9 protein-coding genes are annotated in these 12,715 nt (G+C 33.0%); 3 read left to right on the top strand and 6 right to left on the bottom strand.

The window, feature by feature from the left end:
• Window positions 1-13 precede the first annotated feature (13 nt).
• The 4 genes from ACJTHF_RS06455 to mqo all read right to left on the bottom strand — a co-directional run bounded on the left by ACJTHF_RS06455 (window position 14) and on the right by mqo (window position 6,560).
• The gene (locus ACJTHF_RS06455; protein WP_025907634.1) at window positions 14-1,219 is read right to left on the bottom strand and encodes an acyl-CoA dehydrogenase family protein; all 1,206 of its coding nucleotides are present in this window, start codon (window positions 1,217-1,219) and stop codon (window positions 14-16) included.
• A gap of 80 nt (window positions 1,220-1,299) precedes the next feature.
• A complete protein-coding gene (locus ACJTHF_RS06460; RefSeq protein WP_058592114.1) occupies window positions 1,300-2,799 on the bottom strand; it encodes a class I adenylate-forming enzyme family protein in 1,500 nt (499 codons plus the stop codon).
• A gap of 14 nt (window positions 2,800-2,813) precedes the next feature.
• On the bottom strand, window positions 2,814-4,391 hold the full coding sequence (locus ACJTHF_RS06465) for a CoA-transferase (RefSeq protein WP_106417381.1): 1,578 nt from the start codon (window positions 4,389-4,391) through the stop codon (window positions 2,814-2,816).
• 684 nt (window positions 4,392-5,075) lie between these two features.
• On the bottom strand, window positions 5,076-6,560 hold the full coding sequence (gene mqo, locus ACJTHF_RS06470) for a malate dehydrogenase (quinone) (protein WP_106417382.1): 1,485 nt from the start codon (window positions 6,558-6,560) through the stop codon (window positions 5,076-5,078).
• A gap of 316 nt (window positions 6,561-6,876) precedes the next feature.
• Here mqo and ACJTHF_RS06475 point away from each other — a divergent pair, with 316 nt between their 5' ends.
• Together ACJTHF_RS06475 and ACJTHF_RS06480 are read left to right on the top strand one after the other, a co-directional pair.
• Entirely contained in the window at window positions 6,877-7,179 is a 303-nt protein-coding gene (locus tag ACJTHF_RS06475; protein WP_048540492.1) for a hypothetical protein, read from the top strand.
• Window positions 7,180-7,393: 214 nt separating this feature from the next.
• The gene (locus tag ACJTHF_RS06480) at window positions 7,394-9,199 is read left to right on the top strand and encodes an acyltransferase family protein (RefSeq protein WP_084756056.1); all 1,806 of its coding nucleotides are present in this window, start codon (window positions 7,394-7,396) and stop codon (window positions 9,197-9,199) included.
• Window positions 9,200-9,384: 185 nt separating this feature from the next.
• Here the strand turns inward: ACJTHF_RS06480 and ACJTHF_RS06485 are convergent, their stop codons facing one another.
• Together ACJTHF_RS06485 and ACJTHF_RS06490 are read right to left on the bottom strand one after the other, a co-directional pair.
• Window positions 9,385-10,350, bottom strand: a complete 966-nt coding sequence (locus ACJTHF_RS06485; RefSeq protein WP_232156915.1) for an LLM class flavin-dependent oxidoreductase — start codon at window positions 10,348-10,350, stop codon at window positions 9,385-9,387.
• 5 nt (window positions 10,351-10,355) lie between these two features.
• A complete protein-coding gene (locus tag ACJTHF_RS06490; protein WP_232156917.1) occupies window positions 10,356-10,652 on the bottom strand; it encodes a DUF3219 family protein in 297 nt (98 codons plus the stop codon).
• Between the two features lie 180 nt (window positions 10,653-10,832).
• On the opposite strand from ACJTHF_RS06490, the gene ACJTHF_RS06495 reads away from it, so the two are divergent.
• Window positions 10,833-12,704 (top strand): BglG family transcription antiterminator, encoded by a 1,872-nt coding sequence (locus tag ACJTHF_RS06495; RefSeq protein WP_232156919.1) that lies wholly within the window; start codon window positions 10,833-10,835, stop codon window positions 12,702-12,704.
• Window positions 12,705-12,715: the final 11 nt, after the last annotated feature.

Genomic DNA, 12,715 nt, shown 5'->3' on the forward strand with positions numbered 1-12,715 from the left:
TTGCTCAGTTAGCTTAAATAAATGCTGAATCTCCAGTTAATGCACGTCCAATTAACAGTGCATTGATTTCGTGTGTACCTTCGTATGTGTATACTGCTTCTGCATCTGAGAAGAATCTCGCAATATCATATTCAGCTAAAATACCGTTACCGCCTGTGATACCTCGACCCATTGCGACAGATTCTCTTAATCTAAGTGAATTCATCATCTTAGCAGTTGAAGTGGCAACTTCGTCGTATTCACCATTTTCTTGCATTCTAGCAAGTTGAGCACATATAGACATTGAATGTGCTAAATTCCCTTGCATCATTGCTAATTTCTCTTGGATTAATTGATATTTACTAATTTCTTTACCGAACTGTTTACGTTCTGTTACATAATCAAGAGTTGCGCGTAAAGCACCTGCTAAAGCACCCGTTGCCATATATGCAACACCTGCACGTGTAGAATAAAGTACTTTCGCAATATCTTTAAAACCATTTATATTTTGAAGTCTTTGATCTTCTTCAACTTCTACATTGTCTAATTTAATAATTGTATTTGGAATGATTCTTAAAGCAATTTTATTTTCAATCACTTCAATATCCACACCTGCTTGTTCTGGTCTAACAATAAAGCCTTTAGGTTTACCTGTTTCAACATCTACAGCATACACCGGAATAACATCCGCTAAATTTGCACCGCCAATCCATTTCTTTTCACCATTTAAAATCCATTTATCGCCTTCACGTTTTGCAGTTGTTTCTAACCCACCTGCAACATCTGATCCGTGTTCTGGTTCAGTTAACGCAAAGCATGTTCTTAGTTCATGTGATTGTAATTTAGGGATGTAGTATGCAACTTGTTCTTTACTACCACCGAATAAGAATGAATTATGTCCTAATCCTTGATGGACACCTAATAATGTTACTAAAGATACATCGAATCGTGCTACGACATAAGACATGAAAAATTGGAATAATTGACTAGGTGTCTTAGCACCTTCACGCCCTTCAAATAATAATGGATTTTGGAAATAGTTGAGTTTCCCCATATCATCGAAGAAGTCTTCTGGCACTGTCGCATTCACCCAATGTTCGTTGATTGTTGGACGATATTTTTCTTCTAATAAATCATCAAGTTGTTTTAAGAACTTGACTTCACCATCTGTTAATTGTTTCGAAATATTCAATACATCCTCTGGAAATAATGCTTTTAATGTTTCTAATTTTGTTGACATATATATGACCTCCAAACGTTATTAAAGCGCTTACATAATTCTCTAAAAAAATTTAGTATTCATGTTAGCGTCATCTTTGTTTATTGTTGAAACTTTCTCTTCATCATAGCTTTCACTTCTAACTTGTCTGGTTTAGCAGTTGAAGTTAATGGCATTTTCGTAACGGTTAGATAATTTTTAGGCACTTTGTAACTTGCCAAGTTTTCACGCATATAAGCATCTAATTTCTCTACGAAATCTGGATCTTGTTCATTAAGTAACACAGCAGCCGCTACAGTTTCACCAAATTTTTCATTTTCGTAACCTACGACAACACATTGTGCGACGAGTGGATGACCAGCTAGAACGATTTCAACTTCAGATGGTAAGACGTTCTCTCCACCTGTAATAATCAGTTCTTTTCTTCTATCTACAATAAATATATCGCCATCCTCATCTATACGTGCTAAATCACCTGTTAAGAAAAAGCCATCATGGAAAGATTCTTCCGTTTCTTTTGGTTTTTGCCAATAACCTGGTGTAACTTGTTTACCTTTAATCGCTAATTCACCAATTTCACCTACAGGTACGTCATTGAAATCTTCATCAAATAATCTTGATTCTACATACATAACTGGCTTCCCTATACTCATTGGCTTTTCAAGTGAGTTAGTAGGTGTATTAATCATCGCTAATGGTGCTTCTGTTAAGCCATAACCATTAATAATATTTAACCCCATGCTTGCAAATTTTTTCTGAACACCAGGCAATGGTGCTGAACCACCTTGAATAAGAAAATCAATATTGTCAAAGTTCTTCACATCAAAGTTAGGTGCTACTAACATGGCATAATACATTGTTGGAATAAGCGATAAGTAATTCGGTTTATATTTAGCCATTAAATCGTTGAGTTGTTCACCTTCGAAGTAACGATGTAATACGAGTGAACCACCCGCCATCAACAATGGAATCACTAAATCATTAAATCCAAATACATGGAACATCGGTAACGAAATAATAGATGAAAATCCTGAATTCACTTTATAAGTGAGTATCGTATTAATCGCATTTGATGTGAATGAATCATAAGTAAACATGACACCTTTTGGTAATCCTGTTGTTCCACTTGTGTACATTAATGCCGCTAAATCATCACGACCTACATCTACTGTCTTGAATGGTTTATGATTTTTAGGATTTACAAGTTCATCATATTCAGGTGAATCGATATCCATGTGTAAATAGTCATCTGCAATCCCTTGTAAACTACTTAAATGACGATTCGCATAGAATATAAACTTCACACCTGAATCTTCTATGACACTTTCAATTTCGTTCGGTTTGAGTCTCCAGTTCATTGGGAAGTATACTGCGCCAATCTTAAATGAAGCGAATAGTAAGTCAAGAACCGCTACATCATTTGGTGCAAATATCCCAACGACATCTCCCTTTTTAATACCTTGTTCTTCAAGATGGTTGGCTAAGTTCTCAGCACGAATATTTAAATCTTGATAAGTCCATTCTGTTCCTTTTAGTGGATCGGTAACTGCTGCCTTTTCTTCGTCATATTGCGCTCTTGTTTTAATCCAATCGTAATTCATATTAAACTACCCCCTTAATAGTTTGAACCATTGTCTTTAATACATTGTTGCAATCCTCCCCAATTTTCTTGATAAATTTGCTGATCCGTTACTTTAAGTTCTTCATCAATTATCGGTTGAAATGCTATATTGGCTAGAATATCTTTCTCTAAATCTAATCCAGCTGCAATTTCAATCAATTTCACACCTTCATCGGTTAATTGAAATACAGCGCGTTCCGTTACATAATAGATCTCTTGATTTAATGACTTAGCATAAGATGCATTGAAGTCCATATTATGCACTTGTTCAACAAATTTCTTTGCATGACCTTCTGTTTCAATAACTAAACCTTTATCATTCCAAGTAGCCTTACTTCCTACTACCATTGTTCCTGAGAAAATAATTTTTTGGACCGTTTGGCTAATATCTATGAATCCCCCACAACCATTCATTCTATCGCCATATTTTGAAACATTGACATTACCAAACTGATCCACTTCAGCAAAGCTTAAATAAGCTACATCTATGCCTCCGCTATAAATAAAGTCCCATGTCATTTCATGTCGCATCTTCGCATCTAAATTGTAATTTAATCCGAAGTTTTGACCACTTCCAATCATCCCACCAAACACTCCTGTATCTATATTCAGTTGAACTAAGTCTTCAGCTTTTTCCTCAACCAATAAATTCGATAATTCATTGTTAATACCAAACCCTATACTCACAACATTATCTACATTTAAAAATTGGGCAGCACGTCGTAAAATCACTTTACGTGTACTCAATTCATTAATTGGTTCAGGCATACTAAGTACTTTATATTCACCCGAAATAGCTGGGTCATAATAATCTTGAATGGTTTGTCTATGATGTTTTGGGTCATCATTTACACATACATAATCCACAAGCTCTCCAGGAATAAAGACTTCAGTTGGTTTGAAGCTACCATGTTGTACAATTTCTTTAACTTGTACAATAACTTTCCCACCATTTTGATGCGCCGCTAGAGCAGCACCATAGCCTTCTCCTAAGTGTGCTTCATGATGCATATAAATGTTCCCCTCGCTATCAGCGTATGTACCACGAAGCAATGCAATATCAACTTTAGGAAATTTATATTGTAAATATTCCTCATTATTAATTTCTAATAAAGAAACGATATCTTCCTTAGTCACATCATTGACTTTTCCGCCATCAAATCTAGGATCCACGGAAGTGTGTAAACCTATTTTAGAAATCATATCTGGAAATTTGGCTAACGAATTCCGATAATGTGTAGCTAACAATCCTTGCGGTACAAAATATGCTTCTACATCATTATTCTTTATCGCTTCTATCGTTTTAGGTGAACCAATGATAATACTCATAATGAGCCTTTTAACCATACCTCTACTCACAAATGAATCTAAATCATAACCATCACCACGATAATCACTAATATCATTCGCAACCATAAAAGTTAAATCATTAAGATTTCCATATTCATCATGAGCTTTAATCAAATGTTTTAAGACACTCACTGGTAAATTACTCACTGATAAAGCTGCCAGTGAAATAACATCTCCACTTTTTACAATGTCTTTCAAATCTTCGAACGAAATAATTTGCATACGATTATCCCCTATCTTTCATAATTACAATCATTCCATAAAAGACCTCCCCAATAAAATGTAAGCCCTTACATTAGTAAATATAACATAGTGTAAATATGAAAGAAAAGTAAAAAGGTATACGACAATATCTTTTTAATTACAAATTAGAAATAATTACAACTAACACTTAGTACCTCCTCACATACCGTAGTTGTAATATTTTTTAAAATAATTACTGCTCGTTCAGAACATACGTATACCCTGAAAATTATCACAAACATAAAAAACTTCATTATATCAATAAAATATTACGGTCATTAAATTACTCATGCATCGTATAATCAACAACATTGAAATACCAATCACCAAGCGAAAATATCACTTCTCACTCTAAAATAATTTGAAATTTTATTATTTGATAAATGAAACATTAACACACAAGTAAATAATTAGAAGAAATAGGTGGAGTGAACAATTCTAAAAGTAGGATTTCTTAAAAATTGAACGATTCATTTATACGCGCACGATATCTCTCAGTCTTCGTGCGATATGCCCTGATTCTGTACCTCAGCGCACGATATCTCCCAGTCTTCGTGCGTTACACCCTGATTTTATACCTCAGCGCACGATATCTCGAAGTCTTCGTGCGTTTAAACATAAAAAAGTCATTCCGACTTACCGGAATGACTTCTTTTTTCAAAATTATTTATTTAATTCTAAAGCTTCTGCTGTTTGTTTACGTGTTTTCTTCAATAATGCTGAGTCTTCAATTAAAGATTCTCCATACGAAGGGATGATTTCTTTAATTTTAGATTCCCATTTTTCCATATATTGAGGGAAGTTTTTCTCAATTACTTCTAAAGCTACAGATACTGATGTTGATGCTCCTGGTGATTCACCTAATAAAGCAATTACAGTATGGTCTTCTGAATTTACAACTTCTGTACCGAATTGAATAAATCCACGGCCATGTTCTTCTGTATCTTTAATAACTTGTACACGTTTACCAGCGATATGAATATCCCAATCTTCGTCTTTTGCATCTGGTACAAATCGACGCAATTCTTTCATACGATCTTCTTTACGTTGTAATACTTGTTGAATTGAATATTTTACAAGTGATAAGTTTTTAACACCTGAAGATAACATTGTCACAACATTACTTGTATTAATAGATTTAAATAAATCTAAGTTAGATCCATTTTTCAAGAATTTTGGACCGATTGCTGCGAATGGACCAAATAGCAAACTTTCTCTTCCTTGAATATAACGTCTGTCTAAGTGAGGTACAGTCATTGGTGGTGTGCCAGGTGGCTCTTTACCATAAACTTTGGCATTATGCTCACTTACTACTTTAGGGTTGTTACATACTAAGAATGCACCACTAATTGGGAATCCTCCAAGATGTCTACTTTCAGGAATTTTTGTTTTTTGTAGTAATGGAATGGCATGTCCGCCTGCACCGATAAAGATATAATCAGCAACATGCGTTTCTACTTTACCAGTTTCTAAGTTACGAACTTTAACTTCCCATTTACTATTAGAAAGTTGTTTAAAGTCTACTACTTCATGACGGAAATGAACTTGTGCATTTTCGTGTTTTTCGATATTTTTAACTAATTTACGCGTTAATTCACCGAAGTTAACATCTGTACCTTCGTCAATTTTACTTGCTGCAAGTGGTTCGTTTGAATTACGACCTTGCATCATCAAAGGCATCCATTCAGCTAATACTTTATGATCTTCTGTATAAGTTAAGCCTTCAAACATAGGTAGAGATTTTAATGCATCATAACGACGTTTTAAGAAATCTACATTTCGAATACCCATTACGAAACTGATGTGTGGTAATGGTCTAATGAATTCTTGTGGATTCTCGATAGCTTTGCTCTTAACTAAGTATGACCAAAATTGCTTAGAAATTTCGAATTGCTCGTTGATTTCTTTCGCTCTTTCAACATCAATTGAACCGTCCTCTTGCTCAACTGTGTAGTTTAATTCGCATAGCGCAGCATGACCTGTACCAGCATTATTTTTTTCATTTGAACTTTCAATAGCTGGTTGTTCTAATCTTTCGAATAACTTAATATTCCAATCTGGTTCAATATTTTTCAAAAAAGAACCAAATGTCGTACTTAAAATACCAGCACCAATAAGAATAACGTCTTTTGGTTGGTTATTATCCATTTTGATCACCTTTCTAAAATTTAAGATGTATTATATTCATGAATTGGGTATACATAAATATAATAGTCTGAAAGAATTGCAACTTTCTTTAAGAGATATCTTAATTCTTTATATACCAATTCTAAATCAATATTGTGTAAAAGTAAATCATAAGGTGTGCAGGTCATATGATGTGTTGTAAAAATACATTAAAAATTTTATTTGAGCAATCTAGTTGTAATTTCTACCGTGTAATAATACACTGATATTAAATAGATATTTGTCTCTTGCTTTGAATTTTGGATATTCATTATGCGTAATCAAGGAGGTTTTTCAAATGACTGTTGAAGGTAAAAATCTTATAAAAGTGAACCGACAGAATGAACAAAGATCTTCAGAGATTTCAGTTATGATTGAAGAAGGTGGATTAGGCGCTGATAATTACTATCAAATTATTAAGCCAAACGCGAGCCATAGGGAAACAGAAGAAAACATTTTCCAATTCGAAGATGAAGTTAATCAAAAAAGTGATTCTGATTTAATCGACTTACTTATTGTCAATGCACAGGAACATACTGCAGAAAATTACAAAGAAGCACAAAATATTATTAAAGCTGAGTTATTGAAACGAATGTGTTAAGTAGATTTATATTATGAGGCTGGACCATGATTGATTTGGTCCAGTTTTTTTATTTTACCGCCTAACACATCTTGTTTTACTTTTTTTAATGTTACCATTGCCTCTCTTATTGAATTAACCTCCTAATCATCATCCTTTTTTGTAAATATTTTGTAAAACATGATAGAATAGACTTCACCAAAGATTTTATAATATATTGAGGAGTTATTGAGTAATGATTGAACGACAAAGAAAAAGTACGAATTCAAACTCAATTCGTTATTTATATGGTTTAGATGGCTTACGCGCAATTGCTGTTATAGCTATCATCATTTATCACCTTAATCCTAAGTGGTTATCGGGTGGTTTTTTAGGTGTGGATACTTTTTTTGTTATTTCTGGCTATTTAATTACAAGCTTATTAATCTATGAATATCAACATACTGGCACGATTGACCTCTTACACTTTTGGAAGAAACGTATTAAAAGGTTACTCCCAGCAGTCTTATGTTTATTATGTATTGTTTTAATATATACCTTATTATTTGAACCGAGCATTATTAAAAATGTAAAACAAGACACATTTGCAGCTTTATTTTATGTATCTAATTGGTGGTATATTTTTCATCATGTTAGTTATTTTGATAGCTTTAAAGTGATGCCACTTAAACATTTATGGAGTTTAGCGATTGAGGAGCAATTTTATGTATTTTGGCCAATTTTATTAATGATGTTACTTCGCATAAAAAAATTAAAAAGACATTTCTTTTTAATTGTGTTTATAACTTCTCTTATTTCATTATTGTTAATGATCTTAATTGCTGAACCGAACGTTGATAATTCGAGAGTATATTTCGGCACTGACACTAGGTTACAAACTTTGCTATTAGGTGTTTTACTGGCATACATATGGCCGCCTTTTAGATTGAAGCAGCAAATTATAACACCGTTAAAAATAGGTATTGAAACAATAGGTTGTATTTCATTAGCGCTATTAATTTACTTTATGTGGACTGTCTCATCCAATAACAATTGGTTATACTTTGGTGGCATTTATCTTATATCTTTAAGTTCTTTACCTATCATTGCGAGCGCCGTTCACCCTAGTACGTTATTATCAAAAATATTAGGTAATCGATTATTGGTATGGATTGGACAAAGATCATATAGTTTATATTTATGGCATTATCCTGTCATAACATTTATCAATAAACATTTTGTTCAAGGGCAAATACCTATATATATTGTATTAGTTGAAATCATCCTAACGTTATTGCTAGCTGAAAGCTCTTATCGATATGTTGAAGTACCTATTCGAGTAAATGGGTTAGCATACTTCAAGCCTGGAAAATCACAATTAAAATCACTCATTGCTAAGAGTAGCATTACTTTAGTATTAGTTGGTCTTACGTTAACAATACTTTCAGGGCATTTTGATTATTTACAACAAACGCAACATCATCATGCTAAGACGACTTTTAAAGTTTCAAATCACGACCATAAGAATAGTTTGATATTACCTATTCCTAAAATAAATGTTAATAGCGAACAAACCATTAATCATAAAGGAAAGCATCAAGATAAAATGTTATTTATCGGTGATTCCGTCATGGTTGATATCGGGGAAGAAATACATAAGACATATCCAGGTGCAATTATTGATGGAAAAATAGGTCGCAATTTAAATGACGCTATTCCACTCGTTCAAGAAAAATACAATAACTTTAAAAAAGACAATCAAAAAGTAGTGCTCGAGCTTGGTACGAATGGTGATTTTTCATACGATGATTTGACAAAGCTCATTAAAATGTTTGGCAATGCGCATGTATATGTCGTTAATACACACGTACCAAGAGATTGGGAACAAAGTGTAAATGAGAAACTTTCGAAAGCAGCAGATTCACATAAGAATGTTCAATTAATCAATTGGTATCAAAAAGCTAAAGGCAATCCTGGATACTTTGCATATGACGGCGTTCATTTAGAATACAAAGGTGTACAAGCACTCGTGTCCGAAATAAATAAACATGTAAAATCATGATATTTGAAATTAACAAAAAACAGTCTAGAACCCTATTTTGTTCTAGACTGTTTTTTTCGTTTAGCTCGTATTGTTTCTTCTATAATTGAACCGACTATGAGACCGACTGAGATGATGATTTTTCCTATTAATAAAATCATACGAAATCATCCTTTAATATCATATTTGAGTTCTGAAACAAATATTTATATTTGTGCTAATAATCTATAAGATTGCATTCTATCCTCATGCGTTATTGTATTTGTACTTACCATGATTTCATCACATAGATATTCTGCTTGAATCGCTTGAAGTCTTGATTGAACGGTTTCGACATCACCTATGATCATATTGTCTTTCATGTCATAAACCATTTCTTTTTCTCGTTCACTTAACGCATCAAATGTCAGTACTTTTTCTTTTTTATCTTCACCTTGTGCTTTAGTTATTAAACTTTCTATAGCAAGTGCTTCCGCTTCTTCTTTAGTCTCAGCACATATGACAGATACCGTAACAATCACTTTAGGTGTTTCTTGATTTCTTTGCTCAAAATGTTCACGGTAACGATCCACAATTGCACGGCCATCTTGATCACTCATAAAAGCACCGTACACATAAGGCATACCATTTTTAGCTGCAAGTAAAGCACTTTTCTCACTTGTTCCCAATAACCATGGTGTTGGTGATACATCAGGTTGCGGTAACACATTTACTTTATGATATTCGTGTTCTAAAGGGAATTGCCCTTTCAAGAACATTAATAATTCTTCTAACAGTTCTGGTAAAGCCCACACCTGCTTTAAAAACTGCGTCGATAATGCATTAGTAGCTTCCGCTGAGCCACCTGGTGCTCTACCTATACCTAAATCAACTCTATTTGCAAACAAAGTAGCCAATGTATTAAACTGTTCTGCAACTTTATAAGGTCTATAATGTGGTAACAATATGGCACCTGCGCCAATTCTAATATGATTCGTATGTGCACCAATATATGAAAGTAATACTTCTGGCGCTGAACTTGCAAGGTTAGACAAACCGTGATGTTCAGTTAGCCAATACCTTTCATAACCTAAATCCTCTCCTAACTGTGCTAATGCCAACGAATCTTTAAAAGCATCACTGGCTGTTTGACCAGGCACAATCAGTGATTGGTCAAGTATACTCAATTTCATATTGCTCATCCCTTTTGGTCCTCTCGTATTTCTTTAAGCACAAGACGGTACACCGCAACTTGATTGTCTTTATATAAATTTGTTAAAGATGTTGAATAATTATAAATTTCACCTTTAAATTTCTTATCTTTATCCGGAATTTCTACATCAAAACGCCCTCTATATAATAAAACAGCAATATCGTGATACGCTTTACTCGTTACATTAAATTCAATTGTTACTTTATATAAACCATCTACAGTTTCATCTTCAAAATGTGTTAATGGAATTTGCGTTTTATCTAAATATATATTTTCAACCAATTATGTCACCTTCAAAGTTTATATTTATTATCTAACTTCAGTATAATATGTTGAAAGATATAATACATGCATTCTGTTTATAGCGCATGAATACTTGAATGAGTGTCTAATCATTTATTTGTCACCCATTCTTTAAACGCTTACAATATAATATGAATCTAAATGTGGACTTGAAATGTGGTGGGATTATTGTTAAAAAGACATGTGAAATTAATGAGACTATTACTTTTAAATCGTGATAGTTATTTAAACGGGACTGAAATAGCTGACTATTTGAATGTTTCAAATAGAACTGTAAGAAGCGATATTAAATATATTAATAGTGAAATTAAAGATGTCATTATTAGTACTAAAGGGCGTGGTTATCAACTAAATCACGAGTTGTATCAAGCTGAAGAGATAGAGTCTATTCTGAATCAATATACGGAAAAGAATGGTCAGACGCTCATCAAGATGGCTTATCAATTATTAATGTATAAGCAATCTGTTACCCTTGAGCAATTATCTGATGACTTTGCTTTAACGAAGAATGAACTTATCGATCATTTAAACCAAATTCAAGCTTGGTGTGAATCTTATGATGTTGTGATTAATCTTGTTAAAAGAAAAGGTATTACGGTAAGTGGTAATGAAATGGATATTCGCAACGCCATTCTTCATTTAAACCAACTCTCTACAAACAATGTTAAAGTAGAAGACTTTATTATGAATGAAATACCAAAAGCACATAGAGAATTAATGATGCAAATTATGGAACAACATTTAGAACATTACCATATTCAAACTTCAAAAGTGCATATTAAACAGTTGCTCGTACACCTTATTATCATTTTCAAAAGAATCCACGATACGACAGAGCAATGGGATATTAATCAAGAAGCTTTAGTCATTTCCCGAGCAATAATAGAAGACATCAACCGAAAGCTTAAATACACCTTAAGCGATGAAACAGCAAAGCTATTTTCATTTTTTATTAGCTATTATTTTGATAAATATGACCTCGGCTTTAAACAAATATTTATTCAAAGTTATATTGAACGCTTAATTTATCAAATGAACTCGAAAGTCGGTATAGATTTTATGCAAGATGCTGTACTTCGTGAAAATGTTTATTCGCATTTTAGTAGAACATATTTGCGTATCGTTAAGAATGTTTATATTAACAACCCGCTTACAGAGGATATTAAACAGCAATACCCTTTTGTGTTCAACGCATTATATGAAACGGTTCATTTACTTGAAGAAGATGCACAACTCAATTTAAGTGAAGATGAGATAGCCTTTTTAGCATTGCATTTTCAATCATCAATAGATCGTAATGTACAAGATCAATTTAATGTTGTCATTACTTGTTATTATGGACTGGGCATTTCAAGCTTGTTAGAAGCAAAAATTCAAAAGTTAAACCATAAAATTAATATTATCGATACGATTAAACTTGAAGATGTTTCAACATACCCATTCACTAACACAGATATACTTGTTACAACACACGACATTGATATGACACATCTACCTAGTAACGTACAAGTTGTTAAAGTATCGCCGTTATTTTCAGAAGAAGATGCACATAAATTTCAAACCATTTTAAATCAGAAGCAAAACCCTGTTTTAAACAACGACGCATTATTGCCTATCGATTTTCTATCAGTACCGATCGAAACAGACATACATTCTACTGTTGATATATTCCAACATGCAGAACGTTTGCTTAATCAACAACATGCTATATCAAGTGGGTATATTGAAAGTGCATTAGAAAGGGAGAAGTTCTCATCGACTTATATTGGAAACGGCATTGCTATTCCACATGGCGATCCTACTAAAGTCTTTAAGTCACATGTATTAATGTTTAGACTCCGCCAAGATATAGCATGGAAGCAGCATAAAGTTCATTTAGTATTTTTCTTATCTATTGCAGACAAAGATAAACAAGTAATGAAGAAAATCATGCACAGTATTGCTAAATTAACAGAACAAGATGTTACGCATTTACTAAAAATAGAAGATGAACCATTCAAACAATATATCATTGAACGTTTTAAAGAATAATTGCCACTACT

The sequence above is a fragment of the Mammaliicoccus sp. RAM2 genome (assembly GCF_045897195.1).
In the GTDB taxonomy this organism is placed as follows: domain Bacteria; phylum Bacillota; class Bacilli; order Staphylococcales; family Staphylococcaceae; genus Mammaliicoccus; species Mammaliicoccus sciuri.

Excerpts from the sequence above, each read along its gene's own strand:
- ACJTHF_RS06455 (WP_025907634.1), bottom strand. The coding sequence starts at position 1,219 with ATGTCAACAAAATTAGAAACATTAAAAGCATTATTTCCAGAGGATGTA.
- ACJTHF_RS06460 (WP_058592114.1), bottom strand. The coding sequence starts at position 2,799 with ATGAATTACGATTGGATTAAAACAAGAGCGCAATATGACGAAGAAAAG.
- ACJTHF_RS06465 (WP_106417381.1), bottom strand. The coding sequence starts at position 4,391 with ATGCAAATTATTTCGTTCGAAGATTTGAAAGACATTGTAAAAAGTGGA.
- mqo (WP_106417382.1), bottom strand. The coding sequence starts at position 6,560 with ATGGATAATAACCAACCAAAAGACGTTATTCTTATTGGTGCTGGTATT.
- ACJTHF_RS06475 (WP_048540492.1), top strand. The coding sequence starts at position 6,877 with ATGACTGTTGAAGGTAAAAATCTTATAAAAGTGAACCGACAGAATGAA.
- ACJTHF_RS06480 (WP_084756056.1), top strand. The coding sequence starts at position 7,394 with ATGATTGAACGACAAAGAAAAAGTACGAATTCAAACTCAATTCGTTAT.
- ACJTHF_RS06485 (WP_232156915.1), bottom strand. The coding sequence starts at position 10,350 with ATGAAATTGAGTATACTTGACCAATCACTGATTGTGCCTGGTCAAACA.